This is a genomic window from Streptomyces sp. NPDC054840 (genome assembly GCF_053611065.1).
In genome coordinates, this window is the sequence record NZ_JBSGZP010000124.1 from 1 (window position 1) to 13,941 (window position 13,941).

Consider the following 13,941-nt stretch of genomic DNA (forward strand, 5'->3'; position numbering starts at 1 on the left):
CCGCCGGCCCTCATGTGTGGCTCATGCGTGGAGGGGAACGGCTTCACGCGGGCTGTCGGTGCCGGCGTCGGCGAGGGGGACTGGGCTCCTCCTCGGCTTCCTCGTCCGGTTCCTGCTCGGCCTCCTCGTCCGGTTCCTCCTCGGATTCGTCCTCTTCCTCCTCAGGTTCCTCGTCGCTGTACTGAGCGTCCTCGTCCTCTCCCTCGTCCTCTCCCTCGTCCTCGTCTTCGTCTCCTTCTTCGCCCTGTTCTTCCTCGTCCGCGTACGCCTCTTCACCCTCCTCGGCGCCGCCGTCCTCGTACTCGCCTTCCTCCGCCTCTTCGCCCTCTTCTTCTTCGAGGGCCTCTTCATGAGTCCGGACGACTTCGCCGTCGCGGATCTCGCCGCGCCAGCCTTCCGGCTCATCGGTGGTGAGCATGGCGTGGCGCAGGAAGTTCTTCAGATCCAGGCGCAGGCGGCGGCCCTGGGCGCGCCACAGATTGCCCGTCTTCTCGAACAGCCCGGAGGGGTAGTACTCGACGATGATGACGATGCGGGTCAGCGACGGGGCGAGTTCGTGGAAGGTGACGCAGCCGCGGGTGGTTCCCTTGGCGCCTTGAGAGGTCCATACGATGCGGTCGTCCGGTACTTGTTCCTGGACAGTGGCCTTCCAACTGCGCGTGGAGGGACCGACCTTGACCTTCCAGTCGCTGGTGGTGTCGTCGTCCCGGGAGACGTCGCGGACGCCTTTGGTGAATCCGCTGAAGTCCTCGTACTGCGTCCAGTGGTTGTAGACCGTGCGCAAGGGCAGGCCGACGTCGAGGGCTTCGACGATGTTGACGATCTTGCCGCCGCTGCTCTTGCGGCCACGGCCTTTGCCGCCACCGAACATACCGGTGACTTTGTCCTTGAGGTCGCCGAGTTTCTGGCCGGCGATCGCCTTCAGGGGCGAGTCGCCCTGCAGGAGCCGGCCGCCGATGCCGGCGACGTCCGAAAGGCTGCCTTTGTTGTCAGCGACGTCGTAGAGCTGGCCGGTGACGTCGGAGAGCTTGTCGGTCGCCTTGTCGGCCAGCTGGTCGGCCTGGGCGGAGAGGTATCCCGAGAGTTCCTTCAGCAGCTTGTCCATCCCGGAGAGGGAGTCGGATGAGCCGTTGCGGTCTGCGGTTGCCATGGCCTACCTCCGCGGGGACGACTTGCGGGCCGCCGTCTTCTTGGCGGCCGTCTTGCGGGCCGGGCCGCGGTCTGTCCGCTTGGCAGTGGCCTTGGTGGCAGTGCTCTTGCGTGCCGAGCTCTGCCCGGAGCTCCTCTTGCGCGGAGGGGCGCTGGTCTTCTTCGCACCTGCCCTGGACGGCGCGCTCTTCTTGGCGGGAGTGGCCTTCTTCGCCGTACGGCCGTCGGTGGTCTTCTTCGCAGCCGCCTTGGTGGCCGGTGACGACTTCTTCGCTGCTGACTTCTTCGCGGGGGCCGCCTTCTTCGCCGGGGCCGCCTTCTTGGCCGGGGCGGAGCGCCCGGACGTCCTTCGCCCAGGGGCCGCGGTCTTGGCGCTGCCCGTGCGGGACGAACTGCGAGTCCTGCGCGGCGAGGGGGGAGGCTCTTCTTCTTCTTCCTCCTCTTCCTCCTCTTCCTCTTCCTCCTCCTCGGGTTCCTCCTCCTCGGGCTCCTCCTCCTCTTCCGCTTCCGCCGCCGGCTCCTCCTCTTCTTCCTCCTCCTCTTCGTCCTCTTCCGCTTCATCTTCGGGTTCGGCGTACCCCTCCTCGTCCTCTGCCGCGTAGTCCTCGTCTTCTTCGTCCTCGTACGGCTCCTCGTCCTCGCCCTGCTCCTCCTCGTCCCGACCGCCGTCGGCGTTGGCGCGCGTGAGCCCAAGGGTGCGCTCGTGCAGCGTGCCGGCCAGGTCGGCGAGCTTCCGGTTGGCCGCGACAGCCAGCGCTTGCTTGCCGGCGTCGAGGGCTTCTCCGCGCAGTTGCCCGGCGAGTTCTTCGAACTGTGGCATCTCCTTGAGCCGGGAGGCGCCTTCCTTGAGCAGCTGTCCGGGTTCGAGCCCGAAGCGGCGACCAGCGAGATAGGTCGCCACGGTGAACGCCAAGCGGCCCTTCTTCGCCCGGCCGAGTAGGTATCCCCCAGCCACAGCGGCTGCGAGCGCGATCTTGGTGGTGTCCTCCATGGTCATTCCCCTGCCAGGGCGCGTTGCGGTCTGTGGTGTCGTCCGCGGGAGTGGATCGCGACGCTCACACTGCCCGCCGGCGAGAAGGGGTCCGGTCTGAGGCCGTCCCCGAAAAGGCTTCTGCCCCGATATGGGGCTTATACCTGAGTTTGGTGACATTCTAGTTTCTGTGAGGCCGTCTCCCCAAGGGAGGGGTATATGGCCGCAGCGGAACCCGCACGCCCCCGACGGGCCTCTTCGCAGGCCGCCGGCGACGGCGGAGGACAGGACAGGAAAGCGCCCGGACGCCCCGCGCCCCGCCGCCGTTCCAGAACCACGGGCGCGGCGACGGCGATGCGTGCCGCGGCACAGCAGCTGGCTGAACTACTGGGCCGGCTTCCGGATTCCGTCTCCTCGCTCAAGCCGACCGAGGACGGCTGGGAGGCGCAGGTGGAGGTGGTGGAGCTGGAACGGATCCCGGACACCACCAGCGTGATGGCCAGCTATCGGGTCGCGCTGGACGAGGACGGCGAGCTGATCTCCTACGAACGCACCCGCCGCTACACCCGCGGCATGATCGACCGGCCGACCTGAGCGCAGGCCGACCGGCGGAAGGAGGCGCCATGACCATGGTGCCGCAGGGCGGCAGCCCCATCGCCCGGGGGCAAGGAGGGGGCACGAGCAGCCTCTACGACGTCCTGGAACTCATACTCGACCGCGGGCTGGTCATCGATGTCTTCGTCCGCGTCTCTCTGGTGGGCATCGAACTCATCAAGATCGACGCGCGGATCGTGGTGGCCAGCGTCGACACCTACCTGCGCTTCGCCGAAGCCTGCAACCGCCTCGACCTCGAAGCAGGCCGCAAGGCCCCGGCCCAGCTTCCTGACGTCATGGGCAACATGCTCGAAGGCGGGGCTCGCGGGAAGTCCAAGGGAGCCATCAGCGGAGCCGTCGAAGCCGTGACCGATTCCCTGACCGGCAAATCCTCCAAGTCTGCGGCGCGGGAAGAAGAGGAAGAAGCTGAGGAAGAGGTACCCAGGAGACGTCGCCCAGCAGCCCGGCGCCCCGTACGGCGGGAGAAGGAGTAACAGATGCCGCTCTACGTGTACTCGATCACCGGGAAGGACCACCCCCACCGCCTGGACGGTGTCAGTGGGGTCGGCGCCGATCCGTCCCCGCTGCGCACGGTCACCGCAGGCGCGCTGTGCGCGGTGGTCAGCGACATCGCCGAGGAGATCCGACCCAAACGCCGCGACCTCACCGCCCACCAGGAGGTGCAGGAGCGGCTGATGGCCGACGGGGTGATCCTGCCGTTGCAGTTCGGCTACATCGCCACCGACGATCTCGCGGTGCGCCAGGCCCTCGAGTCCAATGCGGAGAACTACCTCGGCGCGCTCAAGCGTCTGGAGGGGTGCGCCGAGTACCACGTCAGGGTCTCGCAGGCGGATGAGGCACCCTTGTTGCAGCAGATCCTTCACGACGTGCCCGAGGCGAGCGACCTCAACGACCGGATCCGCGGGGGAGACCGGGATCCGGGCCTGCCGCTCGCCCTGGGCGAAATAGTCGCCCGCGAGGTGCAGTTGCGACAGGAGGCCCTGGCCGCCGGCCTGACGGAGGCTCTCGTCCCCTTCTCCCGCGAGTACCTGGCGCATCCGCCCTCGGCGAGCGACTTCCTCAACCTCTCCCTCCTCGTACCCGACGAGCACAAGGAGGCCCTGCGGACCGCTGAAGCCAACCTGTCCCGGGAGATCGGCAGCGACATCGACCTGCGCTTTTCGGGGCCGCTGCCCCCCTACAGCTTCGTCCAGTAACCGCACACCACCACACGGAAGGGGAACGCTATGGGACTCCTGACCTATCTGCTGACGCTCCCCGTCGCTCCGGTCCGCGCTGTCACCTGGGTCGCCCAGCGCGTGGTCGACAAGGCCGAAGAGGAGTACTACGACCCAGCACCGATCTGGCGCCGGCTGGCCGAGCTGGAGCAGGAGCTCCTGCGCGGAGAGATCGACCAGGAGACCTTCGACCGCGAGGAGGACGTGCTGATCGACAGGCTCGAAGAGATCGCGGCGTTCCGGCAGCAGCGTCCCTGAGTCGAAGAAGGAGGGGCCACCGTGACCGAACCCCTGCCCGGCCGATCCGGCAGCTTCGCCTCACGCGCACCGATGGCATATGGGCAGTCCTCCTCCAGCCTCGCCGACATCCTTGAGCGGGTCCTGGACAAGGGCATCGTCATCGCGGGCGACATCCGCATCAACCTCCTCGACATCGAGTTGTTGACCATCAAACTGCGGATCCTCATCGCCTCCGTGGACAAGGCCAAGGAGATGGGCATCGACTGGTGGGAGCACGACCCCTCCCTGTCCAGCCGGCACACAGGCAGCCCCCTGGAACAGGAGAACCGTCGGCTGCGCGCCGAACTCGAAGCCCTCCGCGGCCGAATCGAACCCGGCGGGTACGACGAAGAAGAAGCCCCGGACGAGGAACCGGGTGGCCGACCGGCCGGCCGCCGACGGAAGGGCCCTCCGTGAACACCTCCGGCAGCCTCACGTACGTCTACGCGGTCACCCACCGGACCGGCCCGCTGGGCGACGCCCTCGCCGGCCTGCAGGGCATCGGCCGGGCGCCGCTCAGGCTCCTTCCGCTCACCGCCGACACCGCCGAGCCCGCCCCCAGCACCTCGCTCGCGTCGCTCGCCTTCGTGGCCAGCGACGTACCCGAACAGGACTTCAACGAGACCGCCCTCAAGAACCACTTCGAGGACCTGGACTGGCTCGAGCACGTCGCGCGCACCCATCACGATGTCGTCCAGGCCGTCGCCGCCCGGGCCCCCGTCCTGCCCCTGCGCATGGCCACCGTCTACCAGGACGACCACCGGGCCCGGCAGGCGCTCTCCGCCCAACAGGGCGTCTTCGGCCTGCGCCTCGACCAGCTGCGCTCCCACACCGAGTACGGCGTGAAGATCTATCTCACGCCCGAGGCGACACAGCCCGCTCCTGCGGCCCCCGTTCCTTCCGCCAGCCCCGGAAAGGCCTATCTGCAGGCCCGCAGGGCCCAGCGCCACTCCCGCGACGCCGTCTACCGGCAAGCAGAGCAGGCTGCCGAGACCATCGAGGCCATCGCCTCCCGCCATGCCACCCAGCGTGTACGCCATGCACCCCAGCGCGGCGAACTCACCGGTCCCCAGGAGAACGTCCTCAACGACGCCTACCTCATCCCCGACGACCGGGCCGGGGAGTTCCAGGCTGCCATCGCCGACGCCGCCCGCGGCTTCCCCGACCTGCGCATCGAGGTCACCGGCCCCTGGGCTCCGTACTCCTTCGCCATGCCGGCACCCGCCCCCACCGACGCCTCCGAGCCGCAACCATGACCGTCAGCGAACACGGCGAGCCGCTGCCCGGCCGTCAGGTGGCCCTCGTCGACCTCCTCGACCGGCTCCTGAGTGGCGGTGTCGTCCTCACCGGCGACATAGTCCTGTCCATCGCCGACATCGACCTCGTCCGCATCTCACTGCGCGCCCTCATCGTCTCCGTCAGCTCCGAGATCGACCCCGTCCGGGCGCAGGACGGCGGACGCGATGAGCCATGAACGGCCCCAGCCCCAGCCCCCGCCCTCCCGGCCCGGCCGGGTCCAGGACCTCGGCGACAGCCTGTCCCAGGCCTTCCGGCTCATCCAGGCACCCCCCGCGCCGAACGACCGAACCTCCCGCCCTGCCCACCGCCTGACCACCGACCCGGACGCCGTCGGGGAGGATCTCCTGAAACTCGTGCTCACCGTCGTCGAGCTCTTGCGCCAGCTCATCGAACGTCAGGCCCTGCGCCGCGTCGATGCCGGGGATCTCACCGACGAACAGGAAGAAGAACTCGGCGCCACTCTCCTCGCCCTCCACGACAGCCTTTCCGATCTTTGCGCGGAACATGGCTACGCCCTGGAAGACCTCAACATCGACCTCGGCCCTCTCGGCCCTCTCCTGCCGCCCCGCGACTGACGCAGCGACCCACCCGCCGTCCGGCGGCCACAGGAGGGCCGATTCCTCGCCGCTCCGGGGGAGCCCCACGTGCGAAAGGTGGCCGCGCTCAGTGGCCCGCCAGCAGGTCCAGCTCGTCCTGGTACAGCAGAGCGGGGTCGCATTCCATCCCGGCGAAATGACCGCTGAGTTCCAGCGAGAGCACCCCGTGCAGCCGGGTCCGGAAGGACAGGGCCAGGCGCTGAGCCGACGCCGTCCCCGGCGGCCGCCCCGCTGCCCGCCCAGGGCCGTCCCCCGGTGGCGCCTGAGGCGTCCTCGGGGGCATGTCGGACACGTGGGTGCACGCCTCGATGAGGATGTCCATGATCTCCGCCGCCGGCGCCGCTACGTGGGCGGGACCGCGGTAGCCCGGTGCAGGAGGTCCGAAGACGAGGAAATACCGTTGCGGGTCGTCGTGCGCCCACCGGCGCAGGGCCTCTCCCAGGCCGGCGAGATTCCCTTCCCCATCGGCAGCCGCGGCCCTGAGGGTCCCGACCAGACTCTGGTAGGCGTCATGAACCATTTCTGTGAGCAGTTCGTCGCGGCTCGTGTAATAGCGGTAGAGCCCGGCGCCGCTCAAGCCCATGAGTCTGGCGATCCCGTTCAGGGAGAGCGCGGACGTTCCCGCGGTGGCGATCTGTTCCCAGGCCCGCTGTTTGATCTCTGAACGCACCTGCTGTCGGTATCGCTCACGGGGGGTTCTGGTCGAAGCTGCTTCACCCATGACAGCCTCCTCCTCGCGAGGTACACCCTATCGCTCGCGAGGGGTTTGCTGTATTTTCTCCCCCTCTGGGGAGTGTGCAGGTGTGCCAGGCGGCGACTCCCGCGCCCAGGACGGTGACCGCGGCAATGGCTGATCGTGTCGCCTGGTTCTCCACGGATTCGTGGGGCTCAATAGGGCGGGTGAACGAGTCATTGGACGATGCGCACCAGGTACCCGATGGGGTCAGCGAGACGACCGTGGCCGCGCTGGGCGCTTTGGCCAAGGCCCTGGAGACGACCGAGCGGGCGCGAGGGCATCTGTACGGATTCCATCAGCTGACGGGAACGGCGGACTTCCAGCTGGACGACGCCGTCAGGCTGCTGCGGGAAGCGGGCCACGAGGCACAGGCGCGCCTGGTGGAGAGGGAGATCCTCGGTCGCAACGTCATCCCCGGACACTGGACCTTCCAGATCGTCGAGGAGTACAACGAGACCTATTACCGGCCCTTCGCCGCAATCGAGCGGGACATCGTCGCCCAGCTGGCCGATGGCCGTGACCACCTGCACGAGGCGCGCCTGAAGGAACAGCGGTGTACCCCCGGGCACCCCGACCACACTCTGTGACGCTGCGTGAGTGAACGGTCGGTCCCTCTTCGAGCGCCCTGCGTGGCACGGAACAGTGGGGTGATCATGGACTGGCGGGGTAGTGGCGAGACGTGATCAGTCTCGGCGTGGAAGAAGAATTCTTGCTGGTGGATCCGATCACGGCCGTACCGACACCGCTCGTCGAGGACGTCGGCCGCACGGCCGGTCTCGGGGCTTTCGCGGAGCGCGACGAAGTGCAGGACGAGCTGCTGCAGGCCCAGATCGAGGTGGCCACTCCCGTGTGCTGGAATGTGGCGGAGATCGGTGGTCATCTCCTGCGTCTGCGGCACGCGCTGGCCTCGGCCGCCGAGCAGAACGGCTGTCGGATCGCGGCTACGGGCGCGGCCCCCCTGCGCGGAGCGATGCCGGTACCGGTGACCCCCACGCGGCGGTATCTGCGGATGGAGGCGGAGGCCGGGCAACTGGTGGACGAGCAGCTGATCTGCGGCATGCACGTCCACGTGGAGGTCCCTGATCCGGAGTCCGGCGTCGCCGTGCTGAACCGGATCCGGCCGTGGCTCCCGACGCTGTTGGCCATGTCGGTCAACTCGCCGCTGTGGGACGGGCGGGACACCGGGTTCGCGAGCTGGCGGACCATCGTGTTCGGCCGGTGGCCCGTGAGCGGTCCGCCGCCGCATTTCGACGGATACTCCGACTACGAACGCCGCCTGGACGCGCTGGTGGCGTCAGGCGTGATCGCCGACAGGGGCCAGGTCTACTGGCAGGCGCGACTGTCCGAGCGCTATCCCACCGTCGAGGTGCGGTGTCTGGACGTCCAGCTTCGGGCCGATGACGCCGCCATGCTCGCCGGCATCGTCCGGGCGCTGGTCGCCACCGCCATCGCCGAGGAAAAGGCCGGCGTGGCACTGACACCGTGCGCGCCGGAGATCCTGCACGCCGCCAACTGGCACGCTGCCCGGCACGGCCTGAACAGCACCCTGGTGGGCCAGGACGGCCGTCCGCGCGCCAGTGGCGACGCGCTGTGCGCCCTGTTCCAGCACATCACCCCCGCGCTGGAGGAGTCGGGTGACACCCGCGAAGTGAGCGGACTCGTCCACCGCATGCTCCGCGAAGGCACTCCCGTCGACCGTCAGCGCCGTGCCCTGACCGATGGCGGGCTCCCGGGACTGATCGACCTGATCACCGGTACCACCACGTCGGACTGAAGTCCGCTTCTGCCACCCGGTCCCGCCGGGAACGCGGGTCGCCGGGCGCACGGCCGTGGCCGGCGCGCATCGACCGCGCGGACCCGGTTCCGCGCGCAGCGCGCTGGTGCGGCGAGCCGGGGCACCGGATGGGCGACACCGGACGCGGGCCCCATCCGTGGCGGGCTGTCGGCGGCGGGCGGCCGCACCTCGCATGGAGCGGGACCGTACGCCGCTGTACGGCAGGGTCACCCGAGCGGATCGTGCCCCCAGTTCATGAGGGAGTACCGCCAGGGTGTCTCGGTGACGTCGCCGACCGGTCGCTGCGGTCAGTGATCTTCTTCTTCACCTTGCCCGTCACCTTGTGACCGTGGCTCTTCCAGGTGACCTCGTCACCCCGGCTGAGGTCGTCGTTGCCGTCCATGACTCCTCGGTTTCGCTCAGTCGGCCGTGGAGGTCCGGCGGCACGGCCGAACACGGGACTCCGTACGTGTGCCAGCGTCGAGTACGGCCCGGCCCTCACTCATGCACCCGGAAGCGTCTGGCCTGCTGGAGGCCGGTCGGCTACACGCCGTGACGGCTTGAGGAGCGCTCCAGCGGGCAGGCGCTCAGTATGTCGATCGTCGGCCAGTTGCCGGCCCGTAGGAGCGAAGAGATGCTGGATGTGATCAAAAGCCACCCGACCAGAGGCGTCGCTCGGGAACCTCACCGCTGCGGCCCTGCCCGGGAAGCAGGTGCCCCATGTGCGGCTTGACCGGCGAGGTGAGGTTCGACGGCGGACGTCCTGATCTCGCCGCGGTCGAGCGCATGACGGACGTCCTGGAACCCCGCGGTCCCGACGGGCGGGGTGCGTGGTCGCAAGGGGCGGTGGCGCTGGGGCATCGGCGGCTGAAGATCATCGATCTGTCCGAGTACGGCGCGCAGCCGATGACCGACCCGGAACTGGGTCTCACCACCGTCTTCAACGGCTGCGTGTACAACTACCGCGACCTGCGCGCCCGCCTGCAGGGTCTGGGTCATCGGTTCTTCTCGCACTCCGACACCGAGGTGGTCGTCAAGGCGTACGCCGAGTGGGGACCGAGCTGCGTCGATCACCTCGTCGGCATGTTCGCCTTCGCCGTCGTGGAGCACCGCACCGGGCGCGTCGTGCTGGCACGTGACCGGCTGGGCATCAAGCCCCTGTACGTCACCCAGGACGCCGAACGCCTGCGGTTCGCGTCCTCCCTGCCGGCGCTGCTGGCGGGCGGCGGGGTCGACACCTCCCTCGACCCGGTCGCCCTCCACCATTACCTGAGCTGGCACGGCACGGTCCCCGCTCCCCGGACCGTCCTGGCCGGTGTCCGCAAGCTCCCGCCCGCCACCGTCCGCGTCGTCGAAGCGGACGGCACCCACCGTGACCACTGCTACTGGCAGCCCTCGTACACCCGCCGCTCCGACCTCGGTGAGGACCCGTCCCTGTGGCGGGAAGCGATCCACGAAGCCCTGCGCACGGCGGTGCGCAGGCGGACCGTCGCCGACGTCCCCGTGGGCGTGTTCCTGTCGGGCGGACTGGATTCCAGCCTGATCGTCGCCCTGCTCGCCGAGGAAGGCCAGGAAGGCCTCGCGACCTTCGCCATGGGCTTCGAGCCGGAGAACGGCGAGGACGGCGACGAATTCCGGTACTCGGACCTGGTGGCGGGCACCTTCGCCACCGATCACCACCAGTTCATGATTCCTTCCGACAGGCTGCCGTCCGCTCTGGGGGCCGCGATCGGCGCCATGAGCGAGCCGATGGTCAGCCACGACGCGGTGGCCTTCCACATCCTGTCGGAGCAGGTGGCGAAGGATGTCAAGGTGGTGCTGTGCGGCCAGGGCGCGGACGAGGTGTTCGCCGGATACCGCTGGTACCCGCAGATCGCCGCCGCCGCCCGTGAGGGCGCGGCCGCCGCGTACGCCGACGCCTATTCCGACCGGCCGCACCACGACCTCACCGCCATGCTGCAACCGGGCGCGACAGCGGGACACGACGTCTCCCGGGACTTCGTCCGCAGCCATATGGCCGCCTCCGGAGCCGAGACCGCGCTGGATGCGGCCCTCCGGATGGACGTTCACGCGCTCATGGCCGACGACCCCGTCAAGCGGGTCGACAACATGACCATGGCGTGGGGTCTGGAGGCGCGGGTGCCGTTCCTGGACCAGGAACTCGTCGAGCTGGCCGCCGCCTGTCCGCCGCAGCTCAAGCTCGCACAGGGTGGGAAGGCCGTGCTGAAGGACATCGGACGCAAGATCCTCCCCGCGGAGGTGGTGGACCGGCGCAAGGGCTACTTCCCGGTGCCTGCGGTCCGCCACATGGCCGGACCGGTGCTGGCCCGTGTGCGAGAGGCCCTGACCGCCCCGGAAGCACGCCGACGGGGGATCTTCGACCAGCGGCTGGTGGCCGAGCTGCTGGCGGCCCCCAACCTCCACCGCACCCACCGCGGAGCCAACACCCTGTGGCAGGTGGCCACGCTGGAGATCTGGCTCCAGGCCCACGGGGTGCGCTGACCACGGCCCCGCAGCCCGCAGCCCGCAGCCCGGCAGGCCGCAGTCCGGCAGTCCGGCTCCTCGTACGACCCCGGAAAGGCGGACATGGCATCGGACCGTCCCCTCCCCACGCCCCCGGTCGCGAGCGCAGGCGGGTCACACACCGGCCTCGGGCCCATCTCGGCCCCCGTGCCGGTACAGATGCCCGCCCAGGACGGAGCGGATCCGCCGACCCTGCTCGCCGTGCACGGCTGCTGGTACCCCTCGGCGGACCCCCTGGGCGAGCAGGTCGCCTTCATCTGCGACCGTGCCGGGGTCCCGCAGCTGTGGAGCGGTCCGGCGGGGGGGACCGAGGTGCACGTACTCGACGGCAGCCCCGACCCGGTGACCGAAGTGTCCTGGTCCCCGGACGGGCGCTGGATCGCCTACACCTCGGCGCCGGGCGGTGGGGAACACACCCGGGTCTCGGTGGTGCGTCCCGACGGCACAGGCCGCAAGGTGATCGCGGGCGCCGCACCGGGCGGTTCCGCCCACCTCGGATGCTGGACCCGGGACGGCTCCGCCTTGGCCGTGACGGTCGCCCAGGCCTCGGAGACGGGCGCGGAGCACCGAGGGGCCGGGCATGTGCCGATGGACGACGCCGAGGCGGCGGTGGGCCGGGCGGCTCCCGAGCCGGGATGGGCCGGACGAGACGGCCCCGCGACACTGCTCGGCGCAGGGCCCTCGCCCACCCCCCTCGGCAAGCCGACCGCGGACGCCGGAGCGCTTGCGACCGGTGGCCTCACGGCCTACCTGATCGACCCGGACGGCGCGAACGCCCCCGTCCTCCTGTTCGCCGAAGAGGGCGCCGCCTCCCTGCGCGTGTGCGATGTCAGCGCGCGAGGCCGACTGGCGCTGGTCCGCCGGGGGCCGCGTGGCCGACGGGAGGCGCTCGTACTGGACACGGTGACCGGCCACACCGCCCTGTCGTTGCACGTGGCCGACGGGGATCCATGGATCGGGCGGTTCGCGGCCGACGCGCGGACCCTCTGGCTGCGCAGTGACGCGGACAGGGAGTTCGCCGCCCTGCTCCGGATCCGCCTGGACGACAACGGGGCCGGCCGTGACGTGACCGTCGCGGCCGAGCGGGAGGAAACCGGCCTCGAACTGCTGAGCGTGCCGGACCACGGCCGGTGGGCCGCCCTCGCCTGGAACGTGCAGGGGGCCGTTGAGCTGGAAACCGTCGGACTTCCGCCCGCGGACGCCCCGCAGGGCGCCCTCGGACCGAGCCACAGCCCGATCCTGCCGCACGAAGTGGTGACCCGTATCGCGCCCGTGAGCCGCGGCGGACTGTTCGCCGCGCTCTCCGGTTCGCGTCGCCGGCCCGGGATCTGGTCGCTGACGGACGGCCCCGCACCGGTGCGCACCCCCTGGTCCGCCCGGGACGAAGACGCCGTCCCGCCCGGTCGGCCGCCCGTACGCCCGGTTCCCCTGCGGTGCCGGGCCAGGGACGGGCTGCTGCTCGGAGGCTGGTACTACAGGGCCCCGGAGCATGCCGCGGGCCGCCCCGCCCCCTGTGTGCTCCATCTCCACGGCGGTCCGGAAGAACAGGAACAGCCTGTCTTCAACCCGCTGTACCACGAACTCCTCGGCCGTGGACTGGACGTCTTCGCCCCGGACGTCCGCGGTTCGTCGGGCTGGGGGCGGTCCTTCGTGGACGCCGACCTCGGCACCGGCCGGTTCGCGGCCATCGACGACGTCGCCGACTGCGCCGCGCACCTCGTCGGACTCGGGTACGCCGACCCGCTGCGGCTGGGCGTCATGGGCCGCTCGTACGGCGGATACCTCACCATGGCCGCCCTGGTGTGGCACCCGGACCTCTTCCGCGCCGGCGTGGCCGTGTGCGGGATGTCGGACTTCGCCACCTTCTTCACCGGCACGGAGCCCTGGATCGCGCAGTCCGCCGCGGCCAAGTACGGACACCCCGAACACGATCGCGACCTGCTGCGAGCCCTGTCCCCGATGAGCCGCATCGACCAGCTGCGCGCTCCCGTCCTGGCCGTCCACGGGGAACACGACACCAACGTTCCGCCGACGGAATCGGAGCAGTTCGTCCGCGCGGCACGAGAGCGCGGGATAACGGCCGAGCAGCTGACCCTGCGCGACGAGGGCCACGAATTCCTGCGGGCGGACAATCGCAGGCTCTACCGGCGGGCCGCCGCCGACTGGCTGGAGCGCCATCTCGGCGCGGTTCCGGCGCCATAGCCCCCGGGCGCCCCCTGACACCGACGTCCGGTCTACCCCAGGGCGGCGTTCTCGTTGTCCAGCAGCTCCAGCAGCGGCGCCCGGTGCAGGGCGGCGACCGGTTCGAGCAGATCGGGGTGGCGCAGCAGCGGCGCGGCGTCGTGTTCGTGGTCGCCGGGGTGCGTGAGTCGGGTGACCTCACCCGCCTCGCCACGATCGACGAGATGGCGGGCGTCGACAGCGAGGGCGGGCGCCGCGAGGAGGCAGGCGGCCCAGCTGACGACGGTTTCGTCCACCCACGTCCGCCAGCCGGCGTCGGCGTCCCCGCCGTGGTCGGCGCCGGTCAGCCAGTCCAGCCCGGCGCTCCCGCCAGGGCCGAGGAGATGCAGCAGCTGAGCGTCGAGGGGCGTCGGGTAGCGCAGGGCCGCGGCGAGGCTGACGGCCTGCCGGGCCTGGGCCTCGGCCAGCGCCCGGCTGAACGCGCCCGGGGCGGGCGGGAAGGCGGTCAGCAACCAGCGGGTGCCGGCGGCTATGACGGGTGCGAGATCGGGGGACACGGCGGCTTCCTCGGGGGGCGTGCTCGCCCGGGCCCGTGCCGGGTC

General features: G+C 70.3%; 16 protein-coding genes and 2 pseudogenes. 12 read left to right on the top strand and 6 right to left on the bottom strand.

Features of this window, described 5'->3' with window-relative positions; all coding sequences use genetic code 11:
* Positions 1-43: 43 nt before the first annotated feature.
* Entirely contained in the window at positions 44-1,150 is a 1,107-nt protein-coding gene (locus ACWGIU_RS12100; protein ID WP_453704879.1) for an SRPBCC family protein, read from the bottom strand.
* A 3-nt stretch (positions 1,151-1,153) separates the two neighbouring features.
* A complete protein-coding gene (locus ACWGIU_RS12105) occupies positions 1,154-2,140 on the bottom strand; it encodes a histone protein (protein ID WP_453704881.1) in 987 nt (328 codons plus the stop codon).
* Between the two features lie 198 nt (positions 2,141-2,338).
* Between ACWGIU_RS12105 and ACWGIU_RS12110 the strand changes: the two genes are divergently transcribed.
* From ACWGIU_RS12110 to ACWGIU_RS12145, 8 genes are read left to right on the top strand one after another with little or no spacing between them, the layout of a single operon-like run.
* Positions 2,339-2,713, top strand: coding sequence for a gas vesicle protein GvpO (locus ACWGIU_RS12110; RefSeq protein ID WP_453704883.1), 375 nt, complete (start codon positions 2,339-2,341; stop codon positions 2,711-2,713).
* A 29-nt stretch (positions 2,714-2,742) separates the two neighbouring features.
* Entirely contained in the window at positions 2,743-3,207 is a 465-nt protein-coding gene (locus ACWGIU_RS12115; RefSeq protein ID WP_453704885.1) for a gas vesicle structural protein GvpA, read from the top strand.
* A gap of 3 nt (positions 3,208-3,210) precedes the next feature.
* A complete protein-coding gene (locus tag ACWGIU_RS12120; RefSeq protein ID WP_453704887.1) occupies positions 3,211-3,930 on the top strand; it encodes a GvpL/GvpF family gas vesicle protein in 720 nt (239 codons plus the stop codon).
* Positions 3,931-3,960: 30 nt separating this feature from the next.
* Positions 3,961-4,209, top strand: coding sequence for a gas vesicle protein GvpG (locus ACWGIU_RS12125; protein ID WP_453704889.1), 249 nt, complete (start codon positions 3,961-3,963; stop codon positions 4,207-4,209).
* A gap of 21 nt (positions 4,210-4,230) precedes the next feature.
* The gene (locus ACWGIU_RS12130) at positions 4,231-4,647 is read left to right on the top strand and encodes a gas vesicle protein (RefSeq protein WP_453704891.1); all 417 of its coding nucleotides are present in this window, start codon (positions 4,231-4,233) and stop codon (positions 4,645-4,647) included.
* A complete protein-coding gene (locus ACWGIU_RS12135) occupies positions 4,644-5,486 on the top strand; it encodes a GvpL/GvpF family gas vesicle protein (RefSeq protein WP_453704893.1) in 843 nt (280 codons plus the stop codon). Before ACWGIU_RS12130 ends, ACWGIU_RS12135 begins: the two co-directional genes overlap by 4 nt.
* Positions 5,483-5,704 carry a gas vesicle protein gene (locus ACWGIU_RS12140; RefSeq protein WP_453704895.1) on the top strand — a complete coding sequence of 74 codons (222 nt, stop codon included), beginning with the start codon at positions 5,483-5,485 and terminating at the stop codon, positions 5,702-5,704. The genes ACWGIU_RS12135 and ACWGIU_RS12140 overlap by 4 nt, the downstream gene beginning before the upstream one ends.
* Positions 5,694-6,104: a gas vesicle protein K gene (locus ACWGIU_RS12145; RefSeq protein WP_453704897.1), complete on the top strand. Its 411-nt coding sequence runs from the start codon at positions 5,694-5,696 to the stop codon at positions 6,102-6,104. Before ACWGIU_RS12140 ends, ACWGIU_RS12145 begins: the two co-directional genes overlap by 11 nt.
* A gap of 88 nt (positions 6,105-6,192) precedes the next feature.
* Here the strand turns inward: ACWGIU_RS12145 and ACWGIU_RS12150 are convergent, their stop codons facing one another.
* Positions 6,193-6,846: a TetR/AcrR family transcriptional regulator gene (locus tag ACWGIU_RS12150; protein ID WP_453704899.1), complete on the bottom strand. Its 654-nt coding sequence runs from the start codon at positions 6,844-6,846 to the stop codon at positions 6,193-6,195.
* A gap of 179 nt (positions 6,847-7,025) precedes the next feature.
* On the opposite strand from ACWGIU_RS12150, the gene ACWGIU_RS12155 reads away from it, so the two are divergent.
* Together ACWGIU_RS12155 and ACWGIU_RS12160 are read left to right on the top strand one after the other, a co-directional pair.
* The gene (locus tag ACWGIU_RS12155; protein WP_453704901.1) at positions 7,026-7,448 is read left to right on the top strand and encodes a hypothetical protein; all 423 of its coding nucleotides are present in this window, start codon (positions 7,026-7,028) and stop codon (positions 7,446-7,448) included.
* A gap of 92 nt (positions 7,449-7,540) precedes the next feature.
* Positions 7,541-8,635 carry a carboxylate-amine ligase gene (locus ACWGIU_RS12160; RefSeq protein WP_453704903.1) on the top strand — a complete coding sequence of 365 codons (1,095 nt, stop codon included), beginning with the start codon at positions 7,541-7,543 and terminating at the stop codon, positions 8,633-8,635.
* Between the two features lie 227 nt (positions 8,636-8,862).
* On the opposite strand, the pseudogene ACWGIU_RS12165 reads toward ACWGIU_RS12160, so the two are convergent.
* Positions 8,863-8,940, bottom strand: a pseudogene (locus ACWGIU_RS12165) (DUF3140 domain-containing protein); the annotation flags it as partial.
* 32 nt (positions 8,941-8,972) lie between these two features.
* Positions 8,973-9,038: pseudogene (locus ACWGIU_RS12170) on the bottom strand (hypothetical protein); the annotation flags it as partial.
* Positions 9,039-9,355: 317 nt separating this feature from the next.
* Here ACWGIU_RS12170 and ACWGIU_RS12175 point away from each other — a divergent pair.
* Both ACWGIU_RS12175 and ACWGIU_RS12180 read left to right on the top strand, forming a co-directional pair.
* Positions 9,356-11,137: an N-acetylglutaminylglutamine amidotransferase gene (locus ACWGIU_RS12175; protein ID WP_453704905.1), complete on the top strand. Its 1,782-nt coding sequence runs from the start codon at positions 9,356-9,358 to the stop codon at positions 11,135-11,137.
* Between the two features lie 168 nt (positions 11,138-11,305).
* Entirely contained in the window at positions 11,306-13,360 is a 2,055-nt protein-coding gene (locus ACWGIU_RS12180; RefSeq protein WP_453704907.1) for a S9 family peptidase, read from the top strand.
* 32 nt (positions 13,361-13,392) lie between these two features.
* Here ACWGIU_RS12180 and ACWGIU_RS12185 read toward each other — a convergent pair whose 3' ends face one another.
* Positions 13,393-13,896 (bottom strand): hypothetical protein, encoded by a 504-nt coding sequence (locus tag ACWGIU_RS12185; protein WP_453704909.1) that lies wholly within the window; start codon positions 13,894-13,896, stop codon positions 13,393-13,395.
* Positions 13,897-13,941: the final 45 nt, after the last annotated feature.